This is a genomic window from Thermovirga sp., assembly GCF_017656375.1.
In the GTDB taxonomy this organism is placed as follows: domain Bacteria; phylum Synergistota; class Synergistia; order Synergistales; family Thermovirgaceae; genus Thermovirga.
Map to the genome: position 1 here is coordinate 1 of NZ_JACDOB010000013.1, position 23,275 is coordinate 23,275.

A 23,275-nucleotide genomic window follows, 5' to 3' on the forward strand; every position below is an offset into this window, starting at 1 on the left:
CCTTGGCGGAGGGCGAGGGATTCGAACCCCCGGAAGGTTGCCCTTCAACTGATTTCAAGTCAGCCGCCTTCGACCGCTCGGCCAGCCCTCCGCTCTAACCCATTATACGCGAAAACCTATTATAATAATAAGTGGAGATAATGCCAACCTCCAGAATGAAAATTAGAAAGGGTGAAAATAATGTATAGAAAATTGATGTATATTTGTGCAATGAGTTTAGTGCTATTGTTTGTAGCAGGGTCAGCTTTCGCTGCTGGAACTAGTTCTTGCTCAGTGCCTGAAGATATGTCCCTGGTGATAGTATCTGCTAGTTGGGAGTTTGACACCGAAAGGGGTACCATCAACGGTAAGGCAGTAGTGAAAAACATATCCGATAGGGAACTGACTGCTCCTGGGGTGATAGTAAGTTTTTATGACGTAGAGGGAAAACAGTTGAGCCAGACCCCAATTAGGGGAAATTCGGCTAAGCTGGAACCTGGCAAGATTGCGCAAATAGAGATAAAGGTTAAGCTAAAAGAACTTCCTCAGACAATAATGCTAGCTCCTTTTGAAGGATTGTGGTCCACTTGAGGTTAGGCTTTTTCCGCGTTGCGGGAAATTTAAACGCTGCATAATTTATATAACTTGTCGTAGGTCGTAGAAAGAGGTGACGATTATGAACATGGAAGAAATAATAGAGAGCTATGTTTGCAATCCATGCAAAGTTGCAGTAATAGGCGCTTCGCAGAAACAAGATAGACCGGTTTTTGGGGTCATGGAATACCTAAAAGGACAAAATTTTGACCTCTATCCGGTAAATCCTTCAATTGCTGGAGAAGAGGTGCTTGGTTTTTTGTGTTACGCGTCCATAAGCGAAGTTCCTGAGAATGTAGATGTGGTGTGCCTTTTCATATCCCCTAAACATCAGGGCCCAGTGTTGGAAGAGATAAGGAGACTGCCCTACAAACCGGTAGTATGGATGCAGCCAGGCGCCGAGAACGATGAGGCTGAAAAAAAACTGACAGCCGAAGGATATTCGGTTGTTAAGGGTGCCTGTATCATGATGACCCATCAAGTCTACTGTACTGCTGATTAGATTTGATGCCCTAAATAGCAGATTGGGTGTTGATATTTCCGGCAGAGGGGTGTAGTATAGCCTAGAAAGTTAGGCCAACCTAATATTAGGCAATAAGGGGAGATTAAAGTGAAACGTAAAGTTTACATGGATCATTCGGCTACTACACCTCTCGCTTCTGAAGTATTAGAAGCTATGGAGCCTTATTTGAAGGAAACCTTTGGCAACCCCAACAGCATTCACGCGTGGGGCAGGGAAGCCAGGAAAGCTGTGAGCGAGGCTAGAAATAAAATAGCCGAACTTATCAATGGGGAAGCGAGGGAAATAATAATAACAGGTGGAGGCAGCGAAGCTGACAACCTGGCCATTAAGGGGTCAGCTTTTGCGTTGCAAGACAAAGGGAGACACATTATAACCTCCGCGATAGAGCACCACGCTGTGCTGGATACCTGCGATTGGCTGCAGAAAATGGGTTTTGAGGTTACAGTCCTTCCCGTGGATTCCAACGGAATTGTAGACTTGGAAGAATTGAAACGCTCAATCAGGAATGACACAATTTTAGTTACCATCATGTACGCCAACAACGAAGTTGGGACCATTCAGCCAGTTAAAGAAATTATAAACATAGCGAAAGAACGAGGTGTCAGAGTCCATCTAGACGGGGTACAGGCGGTAGGGCATATCCCTGTTGACGTTAAAGAGTTAAACGTAGACCTGATGACCCTCTCGGCCCACAAAATGTATGGTCCTAAAGGAGTAGGAGCTCTCTACGTTAAGAAGGGGACCAAACTGGTTCCATTGGTTCATGGTGGAGGGCAGGAATATAACCTCCGGTCAGGCACAGAGAACACAGCTGGGATAGTTGGATTTGGTGCTGCCTCGGAGCTTGCCAAAAGAAGGCTGGAAAACGGGGAGCACCTCAAAGAAGCTCAACTCAGAGACAAGCTTCTCTCTGGCATAATGAAGAAAATTCCTCATGCCCATATTACGGGGCATCCCACTCAGAGACTCCCTTTCCATGCCAGTGTGTGTTTTGATTTCATAGAAGGCGAGTCTCTACTCTTGAGGCTTGACGCGGAAGGTATAGGAGCGTCAAGTGGATCGGCTTGTACTTCTGGAAGCCTGGAAGCGAGTCACGTACTGTTGGCAATGGGAATAAGCCATGAGAGAGCCCATGGGTCTTTGCGGTTGACTCTGGGCAAGGATACTACTGAAGAAGATATAGATTATATCTTAGAGATTCTTCCTAAGGTAGTTGAAGATTTGAGAGCCCTTTCTCCATTAGGGAAAGATATGAATAAGAGGTGAAGCAAATGTATTCAGAAAAGGTAATGGAGCTTTTTATGAACCCTAAAAATGCAGGCAAACTAGAAGATGCTGATGGTATTGGGGAAGTTGGAAACCCTCAGTGTGGAGACATAATGAAAATATATATCAAAGTAGAAAATGACGTGATAACAGACATAAAGTTTGAAACTTTTGGATGTGCTTCGGCCATAGCTTCAAGTTCCATGGTAACTGAAATGGTAAAAGGGAAAACCATTGATGAAGCTCTTAAGGTCACCAATAAGGATGTTCTTGAGGAGCTTGGTGGCTTGCCGCCCCAGAAGATTCACTGTTCTCTTCTTGCAGAAGAAGGAATAAAAGCTGCAATAGAAGATTACAGAAAGCGTAAGGAGGGCAAGAAATAATGGCTGGTGTGGTCGTAGCAGTATGTGTCTCTGAGCGAAAGGGAACTCCCAAGCAGAATATAGGCGAGGCTTACCTGGAGGAAGGGGTAGGGATACCACAAGATGCCCATGCATCCTTTGGACATCGCCAAATAAGCATGCTTGCTCTTGAAGACATAGAGGAAGCTAAAGTTAAGCTGCCGGAGCTTGAGCCAGGGAGCTTTGCTGAAAACATAACTGTAAAGGATTTTGACTTAAAGAGTTTAGAGATTGGCGACCGCGTTCAGGTTGGCAAGGCCATTTTAGAGCTTTCTCAAATAGGTAAGGAGTGCCACACCAAGTGCGCAATTTACCATAAGACAGGAGACTGCATAATGCCCACAAGAGGGATTTTTTTCAAGGTTGTTAAAAGTGGCCGTGTGATGGCGGGAGATAGGGTTTTTAAGCTCAACTGAGATGGTTTTCTTAGTTTAAATAAATAAATTTAAAGCGGGGTGGCAGTTTAGCTGTCCGCCCCGTTTTTATTTTTACACTTCATGAATTATAATCAAAGAGCTTATGGTTAATGTAAGGGGGTAAGCAATTGAAAGCTATAGAGACAAGAATCCGCGTCAGGTATGGTGAAACAGACCAGATGGGGATTGCCTTTTATGCCAATTATCTATCGTGGTTTGAGGTTGGTAGGACTGAGTTCTGTAGGGCCCTTTCTCGACCATACAGGAGCTGGGAAGAGAAAGGGATAATATTGCCAGCAGTAGAGTCCTATGTGAGATACAAACATCCATTGCGTTATGATGACGTGGCCATAATTAAGACGAGCGTTCAGGAGGTGAAGCCTTATTCTGTAACTTTCTCTTACGAGGTCTCGCTAGAGGAGAGTGGGAGACTTGCTGCTGAAGGGTGGACCAGGCATGCTTTTTGTGACCCCTCGGGGAAACTTATGAAAGAGCCTGAACCTTTCTACAGCTGGATAAAGGAACAGTTGGAATAAAGAAGAATAAAGAGGTGATTCCGTGTGGGCAAGAAAATGATATTGTTAGGAAATGAGGCCATAGCCCGCGGAATAGTCGAAGCGGGATGCGAAGTGGCCTGCGCTTATCCAGGCACTCCCTCTTCGGAGATTCTGCCAGCAGTTGCAAAATGGGCTGACGAACTGGAAACAAAGACGGTTGTCGAGTGGGGAGCCAACGAGAAAGTAGCCTTTGAGATGGCAGCTGCGGCATCCTTCGCTGGAAAAAGGACTTGCGCCGTTATGAAACAGGTAGGGCTCAACGTGGCGGCCGATCCATTCATGAGCGTCGCTCATTTTCAGTTGAAGGGAGGCTTTCTTCTGGTAGTCGCAGATGATCCAGGTCCCCACAGCTCACAGACAGAGCAGGATAGCAGGTTCTTTGCCATGTTTGCCAAGGTCCCTTGTTTCGACCCTTCCACTGCGGCAGAAGCCAAAGAGATGGTTTTCGACGCTTACGACCTTTCAGAGAGGCATGGAATAGTAACGATGTTGCGTCCTTCTGTGAGAGTCGACCACTGTAGGCAGGATGTTGAATTGCTGGATGTGCTCCCTATTGAACGTCCAGCTTCGTTCGAGAAGGATGTCAAAAGATGGGTTTGTCTGCCTGCTCATGTGAAGATAAACCATCCTCTGCTCAATAAGAAAAATGACGCCATAAGGGAAGAGTTCGAAAAAGACTTTTCTAAATACAACTACGAAGTGCCTGCTGAAGGGAAAGCTAGCCTAGGTATCATAGCAGGGGGCATATCTTTTGCCGTTGTAATGGATCTTTTAACATCCATGGGGCGCAAGGATGTTTCTGTCCTTAAGATAGGAACCCCCTATCCCCTTCCAACTAAGCTGGTAGGTGATTTTATTGCAAAGCACGATAAAGTCTTGGTGTTAGAGGAAACCTATCCAGTGATAGAGACGCAGATAATTGACAGGAGCAAGGTCTTGGGAAGGCTGAACGGATGGGTTCCAAGGGCAGGGGAATTACTGCCTGAGGTAGTGGAGGAGGTAATCTTAAAGGCCTTAGGAGAAGAAGTTGTTTCATCCTCGGAGGAGGAATACCTAAAGAAGGCTTTGGAGGAGCTCAAGATAGCGCCTCGTAAACCTATGCTCTGTCCTGGTTGTCCCCACAGGGCGAGCTTTTTCTCCATAAAACAGGCCCTACCTAACGCTATTTATCCCTCTGATATAGGTTGTTATACGCTGGGAGTTAACCAAAAGACAGTGGATGCGGTTATAGATATGGGCGCCTCCATAACTCAGTCTTCTGGCTTTTATTTAGCCCACAAGGTTGATGGTGCAGAAAGGCCCATAGTTGCCACCATAGGTGACTCTACGTTCTTCCATATGGGCTTGCCGGGTCTCGCCAGCGCGGTGTACAACAAGCATGCATTTGTGCTAGCCATATTGGATAACAGCATTACCGCGATGACTGGCGGGCAGTCCCACCCAGGAGTTGGAGAGAAGCTACGGAAAGAAGACGAAGGCAGGCGAGTGGACCTGGAGGGCGCTGTGCGTGGATGCGGAGTGAAATGGATTAAAACCGTGGAGGCTTACGACGTAAGAGAAAACAAAGATTTGGTCAAGGAAGCTTGGGAATATGCAAAGGCAAATAAGGAGCCTGCAGTTTTAATATTCAAGCACCCATGCATGCTGCTTAGAGTAGAGCAGGACAAAATTCCTGTAAAAGTGGACCAAGATAAGTGTATAGGATGCAAGTTCTGCATTGACTTCTTCAACTGCCCAGGTTTGGTCTTTGATGAGGAGAAAAAGAAGGCGTATATCGACGAGAGATTCTGCGTCCAGTGTGGCGTTTGTATAAATGTATGTCCCCATGGAGCTATTCTTGGGTCGAACGGGGAGGAGGCTTAGCCATGCAGTACGTTATAGTAGGAATTGGAGGACAGGGGATTTTGTTTTCAAGCCGCGTTCTTGGCCATATAGCCCTCTCTAGGGGGGAAAGGGTAATAGGTAGTGAAGTTCACGGAATGGCCCAAAGAGGAGGTTCTGTAATAAGCCATTTCAAGATTGGTAAATATTCTAGCCCGTTGGTTAAGGCCAAGGAAGCAGATGTACTATTGGCCTTTGATCAAAACGAAGCCATAAGGAACCTGCATTTCTTGAAGCGTGGAGGTAAGGCAATAATAAATGTCCACGCCCCAGAGGCCTTTGAGAACGAGAGCCTAAAGCAGTTCCTCAAAGGAAGGGACATAGAGCTTTACCCTATAAAGGGCTACGAGATACTTAAAGAGCACATGAATGGGAGATTTTTGTTCCTGAACGTGCTGATTCTTGGTGCAATGTGTGGAGCCGGCATAGGTAACGTGACAATCGACGAAGTCAAAAAAGCCATAGAAGATCTTGCCCCGCCGAAACATATAGAGGCCAACCTGAAGGTGGTCGATCTGGGGTATGGGGCCATGGCAAAATAAAAGGACACAAGAATCTAGGGGCCCCACAAGGGGCCCTAAATTTTTTTTGTCGTTACGCAAAAACAAGGCTTTTTGCCTTTTGGAATTGCTGTTATGTGTTGCCATGTGGTCTATCCTGGCGGGGATAGTCTTTATCACTTTTGACGAAGGGCTTTTGGGTATCAAAAGCGAAACGCAGATGGTCAAGCCCAGTGTAGCCTTAAGAGAAGCGAAAAATATACAGCGGTGGCTTCAGCGGAATATCATAAAAGCCTGCATGAAAAGAAGGGCCTTTCAGGTAAAGTATTACAGTGGGTACAGGGACTACATTAGAATTCAGTGGTTTGATCCTATAGAGACGGAAACTTACAGGACCGAAGGCAGATGTTGGGTGGCCTTCGAATCCTCTAAAAACTTTTTTTACAGCTATAACCCTTCCTGGCACACCATGACACCAGCCTTTACCTTGAAGATAAGAAATGGGAAAAATAAAGGAAGTGTGGTTTCCAGAATATCTGTTTCAGCATATTGCCTGGTGTCCTTGAAGGAGGGGCAAAACTAAATTGTTGCGAAGTTTGCTCGTGAAGAGTATAAAATGTATTCAGCAATGAGAACTTTAAAACGTTTTGCTTACTTAGGCTTAGGCAAACTTTAAGGGTGAAGTTAGTTTTTAATTTGATCAGGAGGTAAAAAAATGGCTGCTAAACCGTGGTGGAGAGAGACTATTGAGACAGTTTTATGGGCTTTGGTTTTGGCACTTATTTTACGTTATTTTGTAGTACAGGCTTTCTGGATTCCAAGTGGTTCCATGATTCCTACTCTAATTCCTGGGGATAGAGTTTTGGTCTCAAAGTTCTGGTATCACTTTCAACCGCCCAAAAGGGGACAAATAATTGTCTTTAAATATCCCCTGGATCCCAAGCGAGATTTTATTAAGAGAGTTATAGGTCTTCCAGGAGAAGTGGTGAGTATGGAGGAAGGTGTGGTTTATATAGACGGAGAGCCCTTGGCTGAGCCTTATGTAAAAAATCATGATTCCTACAATATGGAGCCGATTAAAGTCCCAGAAAAATCCTATTTTGTTATGGGAGACAACAGGCCGAATTCTCAGGATAGCCGTTTTTGGGGGTTTGTCCCTAAGGAAAACCTCATAGGTCCGGCATTTTTCAGATATTGGCCTTTAAGCAGAATAGGTGGGATTTACTGACATGGCTAGGACTGTTTGGTACCCTGGGCACATGGCCAAGGGCCTGAAGCAACTCAGGGCCCTTTCGGAGAAAATTGATATAGTTATAGAGATAAGAGATGCCAGGGCGCCGGAAGTTACGGCTTCGGCTTTTTCCTCCGGGATAGCTAAATTCAAGCCCCTATGGGTCATCCTTTCTAAGAAGGACCTGGCGGACGATAAGGCGACTAAAGACTGGCTTTCTCACTATAAGAAGAAAGGAATAAATGCTTGGGCTTTCAACCTGAGGAGGCCATCCTTTGGTGGTTTTTTGAGAGCACTTTCTAAGTTGCGTCCTTCTTACAGGGAGTTAAGGCTTGTTGTGGTAGGCGTGCCAAATGTGGGTAAATCCCTTTTCTTGAATCAGCTTGTGGGTAAGAAGGCCTCTCCGGTAGGTGGAGTTCCAGGAATAACTCGGGGGGTATCATGGTATAAGGGTAAAGGCTTCATGGTGGCTGATTCGCCTGGGATAGTGGATCCAAAAGCTGGGGCGGCAGTTCATAGGTGTCTTGCCTGGCTTGCAGGATCTCGTTCTGATGTGATAGGTGGGTACCACAATATAGCATTGGATTTTCTGGCCTATCTTGAGGAGAGGAATCTTTTAAAGGTGGCTTTAGCTTCTTGGGATATAGAAATTACAGAGGGTGAGCCTGAAAAGGTTCTTGAGAGCATAGGTAAAAGGTTAGGGTGTCTTGCCCCAGGAGGAAGCGTAGACATGGAAAGAGCTGGAAAACTTCTTTTGGATAGTTTTTCAGCAGGCAAACTTGGCAAGATAACCCTTGAGCTTCCCGAACAGCCTTTCTGTTCACCGGAGGAAGGTAAATGAGGATAGTAGGTGTAGATGAAGCGGGAAGGGGGCCGTTGGCAGGGCCGGTGATTGCCGCAGCGGTTTATCTTGAACTCTGGCAGATGAAAAAGCTAATATCTTTGGGATTGACTGACTCTAAAAAGCTATCTCCTAAAAAAAGAGAAAAGCTTTTTCAAGCTATATTGGATATGGAAGTATGTTTTAGGGCTCAGGCAGCAAGTCCCACTAGGATAGATAGGAATAACATACTGAAAGCAACATTATGGGCCATGAAAAGGGCGGTTATAAGCCTTCCTTTAAGACCAGATCTGGTTATAGTTGATGGCAATAGGCCCATAGGGCTGAGTGTATGTAAAGAAAAGCCCCTGCCTGGAGCTGATAGTAAGGTTCCATCCGTTGCGGCTGCATCGGTAATAGCCAAGGTTCTTAGAGACAAGGTGATGATAAATCTATCCAGGGTGTACCCTGGATACGGTTTCGAAAAACATAAAGGGTATCCAACTAGTGAACACTACGAAGCCCTGAAAAAATTAGGGCCATGCCAACTCCACAGAAGGAGCTTTCGCCTCGTGTAATTTACACAATTTTATTCCATCAGTATTGAACAAAGGCGGTGAAATCTATGTCTGGCCATCTAAAGTTAGGTTCGGCGGGAGAAGATTTTGCTTGTCGGAAATTGGAAGAGATGGGGTATGAGATCATTTCTCGCAACGAGAGGTTTAAGGCTGGTGAGATAGATATAGTGGCCATGGAATCTGGTGAATTGGCCTTTGTGGAAGTGAGGACGAGAAGTATAGGTGTCATGTCTCCACCTGAAGCTACGGTGGGGCCAAGGAAGCTTAGAAAACTGGTGAAGTGCGGTCAAATTTATGTTGAGAACACAGGATGGGAAGGACCATGGAGGGTAGATATAGCAGCGATAACTGTTGACAAAAAGGGCTCCATGAAGTTTGAGCTTTTTAAGGATGTAACGGTTGGGTTGGTGGAATTATGAGACCAGTCATAGGTGTTACCCTTCATGGTGTGGAAGCGAGAAAAGTGGAAGTTGAGGTGGAGATAACAGGCGGTTTGTTTTCCATCTCAATAGTAGGTTTGCCCGATACTGCTGTAAGGGAGGCTAAAGAGCGGGTAAGAGCAGCTCTCAGGTCGGTAGGACTGAACGTTAGGGGAAGGGTGGCCATAAATCTAGCACCGGCAGACCTGCCCAAAGAAGGGGCTCTGCTAGATTTGCCTATGGCGGTAGGCATTGCAGTCGCCATGGGTGAGGCTAAACCACCTGAAAGAGCCATTCTCATGGGGGAGTTGGCCCTTGATGGAAGGGTTAGAAAGGCAAGGGGCGTTGTGCCTGCAGCTGTTTTAGCTCTTAAGGAAAGGTTTAAGATTTTCGTGCCCAAGGAAAATATCGGCGAAGTGTCTCTCGTAAAGGGAGTGGAAGCTTATGCCGTTGAAAGCTTAGGAGAGCTTTTGGCCCATTTGAGGGGTGATATGGCTCTTAAGAGAGTGGAAGAATATCAAGAAACAGGAGAGCTTCCTAAGGCAGATCCTGATTTGTCGGAGATAAAAGGCCATACTCAGGCAAAAAGAGCCCTTGAAATAGCAGCAGCGGGGCATCATAACGTCTTCATGATTGGGTCACCTGGTTCTGGTAAGACCATGCTTGCTAAAGCCCTACGGGGGATACTTCCTCCCCTTTCAGACCAGGAGGCCATGGATGTCTTGTTGATAAAAAGCACCCTTGGCCTTCCTCCAGGAAATATAAGGGAGAGACCTTTCAGGATAGTTCATCACACTGCAAGTACTGTAGCGGTGTGTGGAGGAGGCCCAAACTTGCGGCCGGGAGAGATAAGCCTAGCCCATAGAGGGGTTCTGTTCCTTGACGAGTTTACCGAATTCAGGAGGGAACTGGTGGAGGCCTTGAGGCAGCCCCTGGAAGATGGTGCTATTGTCGTGAGCAGAGCCTCCGGAAGCGTGTCTTATCCGGCACGGGTATTGTTGGTGGCGGCCTGTAACCCATGTCCTTGTGGGTATTTAGGTGACCCCATAAGACAATGCAGATGCTCGGCATCAGCTATAGAGAGGTATCAGAGGAAAATTTCAGGTCCCATAGTTGATAGGATGGATCTGTACGTATCGGTTCCAAGGCTTTCTCCTCAGGAGCTGGTCTCTATTAATCCCGCTGATTCTACAGACAGTGCTACTGTGAGGCAACGGGTGATTAAAGCCAGAACCCTGCAACTTGCTCGCTGGGAAAAGTGGGGGTATTCCTGCAACGCCGAAGTTCCGGAAAAGATACTAAGAAAACATCTGAGCCTTTCTGGTGATGCATTAACTTTTCTGGAGAAAATGGCCGGGAAGTTGCAGCTTACCGGAAGGGGCATAACGAGAATTCTCAGGGTGGCGCGAACTATAGCTGATTTGGACGGTTCTAGTGACGTGGGTATAGGGCATCTTTCCGAGGCTTTAGCGTATAGGAAAGGAGCAAGCATGTTGTGGATGAGCTGAAGGCTTTGTTGCTTTTAAACGCTACAGGTGTTTTGACTGCAAAACTTCTTTTGGGAAGCCCTTTAAGGCCAGAGGAGGTAATACGAGAGGGACAGAAGCTTTGGAAGTGCATGGGTTTTTCCGAACGAGTTATTAATTTTCTAGATATGGCCATCAAAGATGGATGGGCAGAACGAGAAATAGAGCGTTGTAACGTTTTAGGCATAAAACTCATAACGTGGGGCAGTAATGAATATCCTGCGCCACTAAGAGATTTGGGTGATCCACCTCTTTTGTTGTACGCTTCAGGTACTAAGCTTCCTTCTGGAGGGATAGGTGTAGTAGGAACCAGGCGATGCAGCGCCTATGGTCGAAAGGTAGCAGCCCTTATAGGAGAAGTGATTGGCTCTTCTGGCATCGGGGTGGTAAGTGGAGGGGCTTTAGGGATAGATGCTGCAGCTCATGAAGGATGCCTTGATTCAGGAGGTATGACTGTTGCAGTTTTGGGAACTGGTGTAGATGTAGTGTATCCGTCAAGCCACAGATGGCTTTTTGAGAAAATAAAGGAGAAAGGAGCTTTGATAAGCGAATATCCTTTGGGCACCAAGGCAAGGCCATGGGCATTTCCCAGGAGAAACCGGATAATTTCAGGGCTATCGGATAGATTGGTCATAGTGGAAGCACCCCTAAAGAGCGGAGCCATGATAACTGCCAAAATAGCCTTGGAATTGGGGCGGGAAGTTTGGGCAGTCCCGGGTCGTATCACTGAGGAAAACTCTCGAGGGACGAACGCGCTCATAGCAGATGGTGCTCATGTGCTTTACGATGTGGATGCATTTAGGGAGACTTTTAGGGAGCATCAACTTTTGTTTGAGGGTATGGATGTTGTAGTATCGAGAGAGAGAACCTTGACGAATTTTTCGAAAAAACAGATAAAAATTTACGAATTTTTGTGCAAATATGGCGAGCAGACAGTTGACAACATCGCTGGCGGTTGTAAAATGAGCGCCGCTGAGGTTTTACAGGAATTGGGCTTTCTTAGCCTTGAGGGAATGGTATTTCCTTCTGGGCCGGGACGGTGGAGTGCCAGCCCACGAGGCCTGATGGCAGAAAAAAGATAGTATAAACAGGATAAGGAGAAGGGATATGGCGGTTAGATGTATAAGCGAATATGAGAGGCGTTTCCTCACAGAAGGAGCTTTGAGCTTGGCCTATAGTATGTTTGCGGAAAAGATTTTTCCTGATCATGTCGTCGAGGCGGTAATGACGGAAGCGATAAACTACGGTCACGGTGGCTATACTGTAGATGAAGAACTATTGTATGCCATTTTGTGGGCTATTTGTGAAAGACACGTTAAAAATCCCCAAGCCCAGGAAACCTGGGACCATAATAGAAACGATTTTCGCCTTTCGTGATTGGAGGTTTTCTGGGTGGCTGTGAAAAAAGAGAAGAAATCAAAAAAAGGCAAAAGAAAGACACTTGTGATAGTGGAGTCCCCTTCCAAAGCTAAAACCCTTACAAAATTGTTGGGAAGGAATTATGAAGTAAAAGCCAGCGTTGGGCATGTTAGGGACCTCCCGAAAAGCCGGCTTGCGGTGGATATCGAAAACAATTTTCAGCCAGATTACATAGTGGTAAGAGGTAAAGGGCCGGTTGTCAAGGAGCTTAAGAAAAGGGCGTCAGAGAGTTCCAAGGTTATTTTGGCTTCTGACCCTGACCGGGAAGGAGAAGCTATCGCCTGGCATCTTGCGGAGATACTGGGGATATCGGCGGAAAGCCCGTGCAGGATGAGGATGTATGAGATTACGCCTAAAGGTGTGAAGGAAGCGTTGGGCAGCCTGAGTTCTATAGACATGAACAAGGTGTATGCCCAACAGGCAAGAAGGATAATGGACAGGTTAGTGGGATATACGATAAGTCCGCTTCTATGGAGGAAAATAAAGTGGGGGCTTTCGGCAGGTAGAGTCCAGTCAGCTGCTTTGAAAATTATATGTGACCGGGAAAGAGTCATAGAGGATTTTGTCCCGCAGGAATATTGGAACATATCAGTTGAGGCTCAAAAGGAAAACGGCGCCCTATTCAACCTTAAGGTTGAGAAAAAAGAAGGTAAAACTCTACTCAAAGAAGGCAAGACCTTACTCATCGACAGCGAGAAGGCGGCTGATGAGATTATAGGGCATATTCGCTCTAATCCTTTGATAGTTAAAAATTTTACCTCAAAGGAAGGAACGAGAAAGCCTTTAGCTCCATTTAAGACCAGTACCTTGCAGCAGGAAGCGGCAAGAAGGCTCAAGTTTTCCCCGAGGAAGACTATGTCAGTAGCGCAGGAATTGTATGAAGGTGTTGAAATTCCTGGAAGAGGAGTTATGGGCCTTATTACCTACATGAGAACTGACAGCCTCAGGGTTTCCCCCATGGCAATAGAGGATGTAAGATCATTCATAGGTGGAGCATTTGGGCAGGAGTATCTTCCGGAAAAACCCAATAATTTTGAAAGCAAAGTAAGGTCGCAGGATGCTCACGAGGCTATAAGGCCTACAGACGTAAAACTTCTTCCTGCAGAGATAAAACAGTACCTTTCCCGCGACCAATATAGGTTGTACGAGCTTATATGGAAGCGATTTGTGGCATCCCAGATGAGCCCTTCAATTGTAGCAAGGGTTACTTTGGAGGCCGAGGCCGGGAATATTGGGTTGAAGCAATCTGGAGTTAAGGTGATTTTTGACGGCTGGAGCAAGCTGTGGCCATCGGATTTACAAGAGGCCCTTGTGCCGGAGGCTTCTCCAGGAGAAAAGTTGGAGATCCTTAGTGTAGATAAAGAACAGAAGTTCACCGCTCCTCCATCAAGATATACTGAGAGCGGCCTAATAAAGGTTCTGGAGGATAAGGGCATAGGCCGCCCATCTACTTATGCCACCATATTGCAAACTTTGAGCGACAGGCGTTATGTTGGTAAAGATGAGGAGAAGAAATTAAAGCCAACAGATCTTGGCAAGTTGGTTAATGGTTTCCTTGAAAATCATTTTCCAGAGATAGTAGATGTAGGGTTTACGGCGAAAATGGAAGAAGAGCTGGATGAGATAGAGAGTTCAGAGAGAAAATGGGATGAGGTTATAGGAGAGTTTTGGTCGGCTTTTGAGCCTACGCTGCGCACTGCTGAGAAAAACGCGGAGAAGATTTCTGCCCCTCAAGGAGAGCCCATAGGAGAAAATTGCCCATTGTGCGGATCTCCTCTTGTTAAGAGGTACAGCAGATACGGTGAATTTATAGGTTGTTCCGCTTATTCTGATCCAGAAAAAAAATGTACGTATAGCCGTCCGATAGTTGACAAGATAGGAGTTACGTGTCCCAAATGTGGCCAGGGTGAAGTTATAAGGCGCAAAGGGAAAAGGGGCAGGACTTTCTACGGATGCTCCAGGTATCCAGAATGTGATTATGCCTCCTGGTACGAGCCGACGAATGAACGTTGCCCTGAGTGTGGAGGAGTAATAGTTTTGAAGGGAGCCAAGAGAACCAAGGTGTGTGAATCTTGTGGTTGGAAAGAGGGTAAAGTAAAGGATGGCTCAAATGAAGATTGATGGAGCGAAGAGCGTGCCTGAGGTGATGGTTATAGGTGCCGGTCTAGCAGGAAGCGAGGCTGCATGGCAGTTAGCTACAAGGGGGATTAAGGTAAAGCTTTTTGAGATGCGCCCTAAAAAGTACACCCCTGCTCATAAAACCGACAAATTTGCCGAATTGGTGTGCAGTAATTCTCTTGGTTCTAACGTGGAGGAAAGCCCTGGTGGAATATTAAAGAGTGAATTAAGGCGACTTGGAAGCCTCATAATGGAGTGTGCCGATCGGAACGGAGTTCCCGCTGGAAGGGCGTTGGCCGTTGATAGAGAGCTTTTCTCTCAATGCGTGACTGAAAAATTGAAGGAACATCCTCTTGTTGAAATACGTCATGAAGAAATAGGTTATCTTCCTCATAGCTTGGCGATAGTCGCAACAGGCCCTTTGACTAGTGATGCCATGGCGAAGAGCCTGAAGAGCGTGGTGGGGGAAGATTTCCTTTATTTTTTTGATGCTGTTGCTCCCATAGTGACAGCTGAGTCCATCGAGATGTCAAAAGCTTACAAAGCCAGTCGCTATGGGAAAGGTGAGGACTACATAAATTGTCCTCTTACTGAAGAGGAATATTATGCCTTTTGGGAGGCTCTGGTATCGGCAGAGAGGGCTCCCCTGGAGGAGTTTGAAAGGGACAGCAAGTTTTTCGAGGGGTGTTTGCCGGTAGAAATCTTGGCTAAAAGGGGGAAGGACACCCTACGATATGGGCCTATGAGGCCTGTAGGGTTGGAAAACCCGCATGATGGCAAAAGGCCTTTTGCCGTTGTCCAATTGCGGCAGGAGAATAAGGCAGGTACTTTATACAACCTTGTGGGCTTTCAGACCAATCTGAGGTGGAAAGAGCAAGAGAGGGTTTTCAGGATTATCCCAGCCTTAAGGGGCGCGGAGTTTGTCCGCTTTGGCGTGATGCATAGGAATATATATGTGAATGCTCCTAGGGTGCTGGATGGATCCCTCAGGCTGAGGGAAATGAGATACATCTACCTGGCGGGCCAGATTACTGGTGTGGAAGGATATGTGGAAAGTACGGCCATGGGTTTAGTGGCTGGAATAAATGCTGCATGTCAGGCCTTCGGAGTAGAACTTCCTCGTTGGCCAGTGGAGACAGCCATAGGTTCCCTTATGAACCACCTTTCGGAGGAAAGACCCCACGGTTTCCAACCCATGAACATAAATTTGGGGCTTTTCCCGCCCCTAGGGGAAAGGATAAAGGATCGTTCTAAAAAATTGGCTAAGCATGCAGAAAGGGCAAAAGTTGCACTGGAAGCATTTATAAAAGAGCACAAGGAAGTTGTAGTGGAAAAAAACTAAAAATTCTCCATATAAAATATTTATATAGAAAATTGTGTTTTTTCTCCAACAAAATGCTACAATATATCCATGTCCATGAAGGTAGAAGAAGCGGTAGATTTGTATTTGAACTGGCTTAAGTATGGCTGTGGGAAGTCTGAGAACACCACCATCAATTATGCTGTGGACTTGTGTCAGTTTGTCGATTATTTGATGTCCCAGGGGATAAATGATGTTGGAGACATAGAGTCCGCTCATGTTAGGGCTTTTTTGCGGGATGTAGTGGGCTTTGGCTATGCGAGAACATCTGCGGCAAGGAAGCTTTCTGCTATAAAGGGCTTGACTTCATTTTTAAAAAAAAGAGGGCTAGTTGAGTCAGATGTTGCTGCCAGATTGAAGGGACCAAGGCTCCCAAAACGGCTTCCGAGGGCTTTGCCATATGAGGATGTGGTTAAGCTCATAGAAAAAGGTCCTAGAGGTGACAAGACACTAAGGGATAAGGCTGTGCTTGAGCTTCTTTATGGGTGTGGATTGAGGATAGCGGAGGCATCTGCCCTGAAGTGGGAGCAGGTGGACCTAAAAGAGAGATGGATAAGAGTTGTAGGTAAAGGAGATAAAGAGAGGATAGTGCCGATGGGCCGTTATGCCGTCAAAGCCTTGAAAGATTGGAAAGATTCAGGCGAATCTTCGGATACTTATGTTTTCCCTGGGGAGAAAGGCGGTTTTATAACGGTTCGAACTTTGCGCCGAATAGTGGCAAGATGCGCAAAAAACGCAGGTTTAAGTGGTGTAACTCCTCATGCTTTAAGGCATAGTTTTGCTACCCACATGCTGGAACGAGGTGCAAACTTGAGGGTTTTGCAGGAACTTTTGGGGCATGAAAGCTTGATGACCACTCAGCGGTATCTCAAAGTGACTGCTGAGCAACTCAAGAAGAGTTATATAAAGGCCCATCCCAGGGCTGTGTTCGGAGGGGAAGATGTTTAAGGGAACTACTATTTTATGTATTAGAAAAAATGGCAAGGTTGCTATGGTCGGGGACGGCCAGGTTACTTTGGGCGATCAAGTAGTCAAAGGCAGTGCAAGGAAGGTAAGACGCCTATATCACGACAAAGTTTTGTGTGGTTTTGCCGGCGCTACAGCAGATGCCATGACTTTGTTGGAGCGTTTCGAGAGGCAGCTGGATGAGCAGTCCGGAAACTTGATGCGAGCTGCGGTAGCTCTGGTCAAGGATTGGAGAACCGATAAAGCCCTTCGTAGGCTTGAGGCTATGATGCTAGTAGCAGACATAAACCAGACCCTCCTGTTATCAGGAGCAGGAGACATTATCGAGCCTGAGGGGGATGCTTCTTCCATAGGATCTGGGTCGGGTTACGCGCTGGCGGCAGCCAGGGCGTTTATAGAGGCTGGTCTGACAGATGCTGAGTTGATAGCCAGAAAATCTTTAGAGATTGCTGCTGGGATATGTATTTATACCAACAGCGTTTTGACCGTGGAGGTGCTTGAGTCTTGAATTTTTACAATGAAGATGCTTTAACTCCGCGAAAGATAGTTGAATATCTTGGCAGGTACATAGTTGGGCAGGATAGGGCAAAGAGAGCTGTAGCTATAGCCCTTAGGAACAGGGTGCGCAGGAGAAAGTTGCCCGAGGAAATGGCAAGGGAGATTACTCCCAAAAATATACTTATGGTTGGGCCTACTGGAGTGGGAAAGACGGAGATAGCCCGAAGGCTGTCCCAACTTGTCAATGCACCCTTCGTTAAAATCGAAGCAACCAAATACACAGAGGTGGGTTACGTGGGCCGTGATGTTGAGTCCATGATTCGTGACCTGGTTGAAAAGGCATATCATATGGTGAAGGAAAGGCATTTGCAAGAAGTTCAGGAAGAAGCTGCTAGGAGAGTGGAGGAGAGGCTTCTTGATGCCCTTCTGCCTAGGCGGAAAACCAAAGAGCGAGTCTCGGATATGGTAGGGTTCTTCCTTGGCCAAAGTGACACAGGGGAAGTTGAGCATGAGGAGCCCGAAGACACGAAAAGGCAGGCCACCAGGGAAAAACTTAGAACCCTCCTTAGAGAAGGCAAATTGGATTCAAGGGAGATAGAAGTTGAGTTAACTGAATCTGCCCAGGTGGGCATCCCTGTTTTAGGAGCCCCGGGCATGGATGAGATGGGCATAAATCTTGGCGAGATGCTGAGCGGATTGTTTCCTAAAAAACGGAGAAGGGTGACAATGACAGTTGCCGAGGCGAAAAAGGCTCTGCAGGCGGAGGAGGCGGAAAAACTAATAGATCACGATGCCATATCAAAAGAAGCAGTGAGGAAAGCCCAAGAAGAAGGGATAATATTTATTGACGAATTGGATAAGGTGGCTTCTGCCTCTAGTCCAGGATCCGGGCCAGATGTGAGCCGCGAAGGGGTTCAAAGAGACCTGCTTCCCATAATTGAGGGTTGCACAGTAAACACCAAGTACGGCCCTATCCGCACAGATCATATTCTTTTCATAGGGGCAGGAGCTTTTCACAAAGTAAAGCCTTCTGATCTGATTCCAGAGCTTCAGGGTAGGCTTCCTCTGAGAGTTGAGCTAAACCCCCTTACGCAGGAGGACTTAGCCCGAATTTTAGTGGAACCGGAAAACAGCCTTTTGAAGCAGTATAAGGCATTACTGGAGACTGAAGAAGTTGAATTAGTCTTTACTGAAGATGGAATAGCTGAGATAGCTTCCATAGCTGCTAGGATGAACCTGGAAATGGAAAATATAGGGGCAAGAAGGCTTCACACCATATTGGAGACCCTTTTGGAGGAGATACAGTTTGAAGCTCCGGAAAGAAAGGGAGAAGTTGTGACAGTGGATGCAAAAGTAGTGAAAGAAAAATTGCACAGCGTAGTAGCTGATACAGATCTCAGGAAGTATCTTCTTTAAGTGAAGGTTTATACAAAAACGTAGTATGGTGTTGTAATTCAAATAAATGAAATATCTGGAGGGATAAGCTAGTTATGAATACTCCTAAGGAACTTTATGAATCAAGAGCTAAAATTAAAGATATCACAGCAATGGAAGACCTTTTGGAAAAGGCCCGTGTAGTGAATAAGATATTACAAAACAAGAAGGATACGTCCATACAGGAATTTCAGAAACTGGCTAAGGTTTTATGCGACCTTTCCACTGCGAACGTTTACATGATAGATGGCAAGGGGAAAATTTTAGGTTATGCGTGGGTTGGTGAATATGATTGTCCTATAATGACGGATCTTCTGGAAAAAGGGTATATGCCCGAAAGTTATGTGGAGAGGCTTAATAGGTTAAATGAGTCGGTTCTCAACCATACTGACCACGGCCTTTGTGCTTATGCTGATCACCCTTGCACTAACTCCAACAAGCATGTGGTCTATGTTCCTATATATGGCGGAGGAGATCGATTGGGGACCTTAATTTTGGCTCGTTTTGGCTATCCTTTTGACACCAGGGACCTGGTGCTAAGCGAATATTTGGCCACAGTAGTGGGTTTAGAGATGCTCAATGCGAAGGCCAGAGAGATAGAGGAAAGAGCCAGGGAGAGGCTGATCGTTCAAATGGCCATGAGAGCCTTGTCCTATTCGGAAGTTGAGTCGGTAAAGCATATAATATCCGAGTTAGGTTCTTCAGAGGGTGTAGTAGTTGCCAGTAAGGTGGCAGATAAAGCTGGCGTTACTAGGAGTGTCATTGTTAATGCCCTTAGAAAGCTTGAGAGTGCTGGAATCATAGAGAGCCGAAGTTTGGGCATGAAGGGGACCTACATAAAGATCTTGAGCCATTTATTTATGGAGGAGTTGGGTTTTTCCGAGTAATGACCTTGTAGAGTTAAGATGATATAATCATCGACGTGATAAAGCAGTTCATGGAGGTGGTTGGGGGGCAAAAAGAGGCTTTTTGTGGTCTTCTTGGTTTTTACAATAATTATTTATTATCCAAAAAATGGAGGTATCTGAACTGCATGATTCAACAGAAAAGTCCCCATTCTGAGACGCTGAAAGTCGGGGATGTCGTAGATGGAACAGTTGAGCAAATTGTCCCCTACGGGGTCTTCGTTAGGTTGGAGAATGGTAAGCGGGCAATGATACACATATCAGAGCTCTCTAAGGGGTATGTCAAGAAGGTTGAAGATGTGATGGAATTGAATCAGAAAGTGAAGGCCAAGGTTATAAAAATAGATGAACGAGGCCGAATAGATCTTTCCATCAAAAAGCTTCAGGAAGAAAGGGTGCGTCCAGCGAGGGCGAGTTCGCCAGCGGAAGACTTTGAAAAAAAATTAGCATCCTTTCTTAAAGAAAGTGAGCAGAGGATAATGGACCTCAACAAAAAATCCAGAGAAGGAAAGGGCAGCAGGGGTCGTGGCAAAAAATAGCGAAGTGGTGTTATTGGGTAGTGGTTTGAGGGGGGAAAAATTACCCCCTCTTTTTTTTGACAGGATCACACAAAGGGACTTAGTGGTCATAAAGAAACAGGTGAAAAATCGTAAGTTTGATGCCTCTTTGGTTTTAGGTGTGGCCAAAAGATGCGCATGGGGTATGCCTGCTGTCATAGTGTGCAGGCCCATGAAGGCTTTAGAGCCTTTCCCAACTTCATTTTGGCTTACATGTCCTTATATGGTCAAAGCTTGCGATAAGTTGGAGTCTGTTGGTGGGGTGAGGCAACTGGAGGAATACTTGAAGGGAAATTCCCAAAAGTGGAAGGCCTTTATAGTAGCCCATGCATTGGTTCGTATGGCCCTGCTTGATGAAAGTCAGAAGAATTTTCTAATCTCCAGAAAGAGGCGTATGTGGGACCTGATGCGCAAAGGGGGCCCAGGAGGAATTATGCCTAAGGACAAAGTAACGGTAAAATGCCTTCACCTGCAGGTGGCTTCGTGGGCGGCTTTAGGATGGCATCCAGGGGAATTATGGTTTAAAACAAGCTTGCCAGCTTTTAAATGTCCCGTGTATAAGGAAAGGCCGTGTTTTTATTAGGAGGTAATTAGTGTGGGTACGCAGTTAGGGGCTATAGATTTAGGGTCCAACTCTTTGCGCTGCTTAGTTGTGGATTACCTTGATGGGAAACTGATGTATAAGACGTCTGGTTTGTGGATTACGCGCATTTCAGAGGGGATAAGCTCCAGCAACTTCACGGCAAGAAGGAGTGCGGTTGAGCGTACCGTAGGAGCAATGAAGGAAGCTTTGAAGTTGTTTGAAGCTTTTAGGGTAGAAAAAGATGGAATGAAGGTGTTTGCAACAGAAAGTTTGAGGGCTGCAGGCAATGGAGATTCTATCAAGAAGATGATAGAGGAGCTTTGCGAAGTACCAATACAAGTTTTATCGCCTTCAGAAGAGGCTCATTTAAGTCGGAAAGGGGCGTTATTGGGCCTTAAAGAATGTGATGTGGTTTTCGACCTTGGGGGAGGCAGCCTTGAAGTTTGTGGCGAAAATTTTGCCTATTCTTTCCCGCTGGGAGCGGTTAGAATGACGAACCGTTTTGATGAGGATTGCGAGAAGATAAAAGAAGAAACAAAAAAGGCCCTTGCTGAAGCCCAGATCAAGAGCAAGTCCCTTGCAGGTGTAGGAGGCACTTCCTCTAACCTTGCCATGATGGCTAAAGGTATTGCTAATAATGAGTACCACCCTTCAAAAATTCATGGAAGCAAGATTAATTTAGAATATTTAACTCATACTTGCAGAAGGCTGAAAGCTCTTTCATTGGAGGAACGAAAGAGCATTGTGGGGCTTGAGAGCGGAAGGGAAGATATTATAATAGCTGGGATATGCGTTATTGAAGCTTTGTTGGGTAGCCTTAAGCATAAAGAATACACTCACAGTGAGACTGACCTGCTGTGGGCGCAATGCGCTTCTATAGCTGAAGGGTATGGCATGGAAGTTAGAGGAATCCTTTTGTAAAGTGGGGAGCTGATCATAGTGTGGCACGGAAGGTTTAGGGAAGACACCGCAGAGATTGTACAGAAATTTACTCAATCCCTCGATATGGACTGGCGGCTTGCCAAGTATGATATATACGGAAGTATAGCGCATGCTCGCATGCTTGGCGAGTCAGGAATCATAGCAGCAGAAGAATCTCAGCTTTTAGAAAGGGGCCTTAGGCAAGTACTTGAAGAAATTCAAAAAGGCATCTTTGTCCCCAAGGAGTCGTTAGAAGATGTTCACATGAACATCGAAGCAAGGCTCACAGAACTTATAGGCCCTGTTGGGGCTAAGCTTCATACTGGGAGAAGCCGTAATGATCAATCGGCGACGACGGTTAGGCTTTTTTTGAGAAAAGAGATGGTGGATGTTGGCGATGGGCTGTTAATGCTGATGGAATCCCTGATAGACAGAGCAACGGCCCATAGAACTACAATAGTGCCGGGATACACTCACCTTCAGCAGGCTCAGCCAATAAGCATGGGACATTACTGGATGAGCCACTTTTGGGCGTTCTCAAGGGATTTAAGGCGAGTGCTGTTTGCCTTGGAGTCCATGGACGAGTGTCCTTTGGGCGCTGGGGCCCTTGCGGGTTCTACGCTTCCTTTAGATCGAGATTTCACTGCAAAGCTTTTGGGTTTTAGAAAGCCTACAGACAACAGCCTTGATTCTGTGAGTCATAGGGATCACATGTTAGATTGCCAATACGCCCTAGCGATGATCATGCTTCATGTTAGCCGTCTTTCTGAAGACCTTGTCATATATAGTTCCAGGGAATTTGGCTGGCTTGATCTGCCCGATTCTTTCTGTACCGGGTCGAGCATGATGCCCCAAAAGAAAAACCCTGACGTTCTTGAGCTTGCAAGAGGAAGAACAGGAGGGGTTTTCGGGGATCTTGTCAATCTTACTGTTACATTGAAGGCTCTGCCCTCAACCTACAACAGAGACATGCAGGAGGACAAGCGCCCTCTGTGGAATTCCCTGCAGGTGGTTAGAGACGTATTGGAAGTTATGCCTTCGCTAGTTGCAAGGGTTGATATAAACCAAGAGAAGGCTCTGGAGTCCTTCAGGGAAGGGTTTGCCTTGGCAACAGATGTAGCGGAATACCTGGTGATGAAAGGTGTCCCATTTAGGGAGGCTCATGCAAAAGTAGGGCGGGCTGTAAGATGGTGTCTTGACAACTACAAGGAGCTTCAGGAACTTTCCTTGGAGGAATGGAAAAAGCTCATACCTGAGGTGGAAGAGGACCTGATGAAGCTCTTGAGCTTGGAACAGGCTGTCAATCGTCGAAATACTTACGGAGGCACTTCTTTCAAACAAGTGTCTCTTCAGATAGAAAGAGGAGTAAAACTTTTGGAGGATTACCGGGGGCAACTTGCTTCATATCCGGCAAAATTTGTTCTCTAGCGGGGTTTTTGAGTGTTATGTTTTTTGTATTTTTTCTAAGCCAAAAAAATTTTTGAAAAAATTGCTCTCACACTCTTGACAGAGAGGCCAATGCCGGGTATATTGTTCCCGCTCCGTGAGGGCCGTTAGCTCAGTTGGCAGAGCACCGGACTTTTAATCCGGGTGTCACAGGTTCGATCCCTGTACGGCCCACCAGATGTTAGCATTTAAATGCGGTCCCATCGTCTAGTGGCCTAGGACACAGCCCTTTCAAGGCTGCGGCGCGGGTTCGAATCCCGCTGGGACCGCCACTTTTTGTTGCCGGCGTAGCTCATTAGGTAGAGCAGCGCACTCGTAATGCGCAGGTAGGCGGTTCGAGTCCGCCCGCCGGCTCCAGGGATAAACCAAGCCACTTA

Annotated in this window: 26 protein-coding genes and 4 tRNA genes; 29 read left to right on the forward strand and 1 reads right to left on the reverse strand. The window is 46.2% G+C overall.

The features are described from left to right. Nucleotides 1–3: 3 nt before the first annotated feature. Nucleotides 4–91: transfer RNA gene (locus H0Z23_RS05370), tRNA-Ser, on the reverse strand. A 119-nt stretch (nucleotides 92–210) separates the two neighbouring features. Between H0Z23_RS05370 and H0Z23_RS05375 the strand changes: the two genes are divergently transcribed. From H0Z23_RS05375 to H0Z23_RS05515, 29 genes are all read left to right on the forward strand, one after another. Beyond that, nucleotides 211–570 carry an FxLYD domain-containing protein gene (locus H0Z23_RS05375; protein WP_296867995.1) on the forward strand — a complete coding sequence of 120 codons (360 nt, stop codon included), beginning with the start codon at nucleotides 211–213 and terminating at the stop codon, nucleotides 568–570. A gap of 85 nt (nucleotides 571–655) precedes the next feature. After that, nucleotides 656–1,075, forward strand: a complete 420-nt coding sequence (locus H0Z23_RS05380; RefSeq protein WP_296867997.1) for a CoA-binding protein — start codon at nucleotides 656–658, stop codon at nucleotides 1,073–1,075. A gap of 108 nt (nucleotides 1,076–1,183) precedes the next feature. After that, nucleotides 1,184–2,362: a cysteine desulfurase NifS gene (nifS, locus tag H0Z23_RS05385; protein WP_296867998.1), complete on the forward strand. Its 1,179-nt coding sequence runs from the start codon at nucleotides 1,184–1,186 to the stop codon at nucleotides 2,360–2,362. Between the two features lie 5 nt (nucleotides 2,363–2,367). Next, nucleotides 2,368–2,745 (forward strand): Fe-S cluster assembly scaffold protein NifU, encoded by a 378-nt coding sequence (gene nifU, locus H0Z23_RS05390; protein WP_296868000.1) that lies wholly within the window; start codon nucleotides 2,368–2,370, stop codon nucleotides 2,743–2,745. Beyond that, entirely contained in the window at nucleotides 2,745–3,179 is a 435-nt protein-coding gene (locus H0Z23_RS05395) for an MOSC domain-containing protein (RefSeq protein ID WP_366928875.1), read from the forward strand. Before nifU ends, H0Z23_RS05395 begins: the two co-directional genes overlap by 1 nt. A gap of 128 nt (nucleotides 3,180–3,307) precedes the next feature. After that, on the forward strand, nucleotides 3,308–3,715 hold the full coding sequence (locus tag H0Z23_RS05400) for a thioesterase family protein (protein ID WP_296868002.1): 408 nt from the start codon (nucleotides 3,308–3,310) through the stop codon (nucleotides 3,713–3,715). A 36-nt stretch (nucleotides 3,716–3,751) separates the two neighbouring features. After that, entirely contained in the window at nucleotides 3,752–5,599 is a 1,848-nt protein-coding gene (gene iorA / locus H0Z23_RS05405; RefSeq protein ID WP_296868091.1) for an indolepyruvate ferredoxin oxidoreductase subunit alpha, read from the forward strand. A 2-nt stretch (nucleotides 5,600–5,601) separates the two neighbouring features. Next, nucleotides 5,602–6,159: a 2-oxoacid:acceptor oxidoreductase family protein gene (locus H0Z23_RS05410; RefSeq protein WP_296868004.1), complete on the forward strand. Its 558-nt coding sequence runs from the start codon at nucleotides 5,602–5,604 to the stop codon at nucleotides 6,157–6,159. Nucleotides 6,160–6,205: 46 nt separating this feature from the next. After that, nucleotides 6,206–6,700 (forward strand): hypothetical protein, encoded by a 495-nt coding sequence (locus H0Z23_RS05415; RefSeq protein WP_296868006.1) that lies wholly within the window; start codon nucleotides 6,206–6,208, stop codon nucleotides 6,698–6,700. Between the two features lie 132 nt (nucleotides 6,701–6,832). Next, nucleotides 6,833–7,345, forward strand: coding sequence for a signal peptidase I (gene lepB, locus H0Z23_RS05420; RefSeq protein WP_296868008.1), 513 nt, complete (start codon nucleotides 6,833–6,835; stop codon nucleotides 7,343–7,345). Nucleotide 7,346: 1 nt separating this feature from the next. After that, complete coding sequence (locus tag H0Z23_RS05425) at nucleotides 7,347–8,189, forward strand: GTPase (RefSeq protein WP_296868010.1); 843 nt, start codon at nucleotides 7,347–7,349, stop codon at nucleotides 8,187–8,189. Continuing rightward, the gene (locus H0Z23_RS05430; protein WP_296868012.1) at nucleotides 8,186–8,746 is read left to right on the forward strand and encodes a ribonuclease HII; all 561 of its coding nucleotides are present in this window, start codon (nucleotides 8,186–8,188) and stop codon (nucleotides 8,744–8,746) included. The genes H0Z23_RS05425 and H0Z23_RS05430 overlap by 4 nt, the downstream gene beginning before the upstream one ends. A 47-nt stretch (nucleotides 8,747–8,793) precedes the next feature. Beyond that, complete coding sequence (locus H0Z23_RS05435; RefSeq protein WP_296868014.1) at nucleotides 8,794–9,165, forward strand: YraN family protein; 372 nt, start codon at nucleotides 8,794–8,796, stop codon at nucleotides 9,163–9,165. Then, nucleotides 9,162–10,673, forward strand: a complete 1,512-nt coding sequence (locus tag H0Z23_RS05440; protein WP_296868016.1) for a YifB family Mg chelatase-like AAA ATPase — start codon at nucleotides 9,162–9,164, stop codon at nucleotides 10,671–10,673. Before H0Z23_RS05435 ends, H0Z23_RS05440 begins: the two co-directional genes overlap by 4 nt. Next, a complete protein-coding gene (gene dprA / locus H0Z23_RS05445) occupies nucleotides 10,661–11,773 on the forward strand; it encodes a DNA-processing protein DprA (protein WP_296868017.1) in 1,113 nt (370 codons plus the stop codon). The genes H0Z23_RS05440 and dprA overlap by 13 nt, the downstream gene beginning before the upstream one ends. A gap of 25 nt (nucleotides 11,774–11,798) precedes the next feature. Next, nucleotides 11,799–12,068, forward strand: coding sequence for a hypothetical protein (locus H0Z23_RS05450; RefSeq protein WP_296868019.1), 270 nt, complete (start codon nucleotides 11,799–11,801; stop codon nucleotides 12,066–12,068). A 15-nt stretch (nucleotides 12,069–12,083) separates the two neighbouring features. Then, on the forward strand, nucleotides 12,084–14,231 hold the full coding sequence (topA, locus tag H0Z23_RS05455) for a type I DNA topoisomerase (protein ID WP_296868021.1): 2,148 nt from the start codon (nucleotides 12,084–12,086) through the stop codon (nucleotides 14,229–14,231). After that, nucleotides 14,212–15,570, forward strand: coding sequence for a methylenetetrahydrofolate--tRNA-(uracil(54)-C(5))-methyltransferase (FADH(2)-oxidizing) TrmFO (gene trmFO, locus H0Z23_RS05460; protein WP_296868023.1), 1,359 nt, complete (start codon nucleotides 14,212–14,214; stop codon nucleotides 15,568–15,570). The genes topA and trmFO overlap by 20 nt, the downstream gene beginning before the upstream one ends. Nucleotides 15,571–15,645: 75 nt before the next feature. Beyond that, nucleotides 15,646–16,536, forward strand: a complete 891-nt coding sequence (locus H0Z23_RS05465) for a tyrosine recombinase XerC (RefSeq protein WP_366928876.1) — start codon at nucleotides 15,646–15,648, stop codon at nucleotides 16,534–16,536. Then, complete coding sequence (gene hslV, locus H0Z23_RS05470; RefSeq protein ID WP_296868027.1) at nucleotides 16,529–17,062, forward strand: ATP-dependent protease subunit HslV; 534 nt, start codon at nucleotides 16,529–16,531, stop codon at nucleotides 17,060–17,062. Before H0Z23_RS05465 ends, hslV begins: the two co-directional genes overlap by 8 nt. Then, nucleotides 17,059–18,468 (forward strand): ATP-dependent protease ATPase subunit HslU, encoded by a 1,410-nt coding sequence (hslU, locus tag H0Z23_RS05475; protein ID WP_296868028.1) that lies wholly within the window; start codon nucleotides 17,059–17,061, stop codon nucleotides 18,466–18,468. Before hslV ends, hslU begins: the two co-directional genes overlap by 4 nt. Nucleotides 18,469–18,542: 74 nt before the next feature. Further along, on the forward strand, nucleotides 18,543–19,373 hold the full coding sequence (gene codY, locus H0Z23_RS05480) for a GTP-sensing pleiotropic transcriptional regulator CodY (RefSeq protein WP_296868029.1): 831 nt from the start codon (nucleotides 18,543–18,545) through the stop codon (nucleotides 19,371–19,373). A gap of 146 nt (nucleotides 19,374–19,519) precedes the next feature. Then, the gene (locus tag H0Z23_RS05485) at nucleotides 19,520–19,930 is read left to right on the forward strand and encodes a S1 RNA-binding domain-containing protein (RefSeq protein WP_296868030.1); all 411 of its coding nucleotides are present in this window, start codon (nucleotides 19,520–19,522) and stop codon (nucleotides 19,928–19,930) included. Beyond that, a complete protein-coding gene (locus tag H0Z23_RS05490) occupies nucleotides 19,917–20,531 on the forward strand; it encodes a DUF501 domain-containing protein (RefSeq protein WP_296868032.1) in 615 nt (204 codons plus the stop codon). The genes H0Z23_RS05485 and H0Z23_RS05490 overlap by 14 nt, the downstream gene beginning before the upstream one ends. A gap of 12 nt (nucleotides 20,532–20,543) precedes the next feature. Next, nucleotides 20,544–21,452 (forward strand): phosphatase, encoded by a 909-nt coding sequence (locus H0Z23_RS05495; protein WP_296868034.1) that lies wholly within the window; start codon nucleotides 20,544–20,546, stop codon nucleotides 21,450–21,452. Between the two features lie 18 nt (nucleotides 21,453–21,470). Further along, nucleotides 21,471–22,880 (forward strand): argininosuccinate lyase, encoded by a 1,410-nt coding sequence (gene argH, locus H0Z23_RS05500; protein ID WP_296868036.1) that lies wholly within the window; start codon nucleotides 21,471–21,473, stop codon nucleotides 22,878–22,880. Nucleotides 22,881–22,999: 119 nt separating this feature from the next. Further along, nucleotides 23,000–23,075, forward strand: a tRNA-Lys gene (locus H0Z23_RS05505). 19 nt (nucleotides 23,076–23,094) lie between these two features. After that, nucleotides 23,095–23,170 (forward strand) — tRNA-Glu (locus H0Z23_RS05510). Between the two features lie 9 nt (nucleotides 23,171–23,179). Then, nucleotides 23,180–23,255, forward strand: a tRNA-Thr gene (locus tag H0Z23_RS05515). The last annotated feature ends 20 nt before the right edge of the window (nucleotides 23,256–23,275 follow it).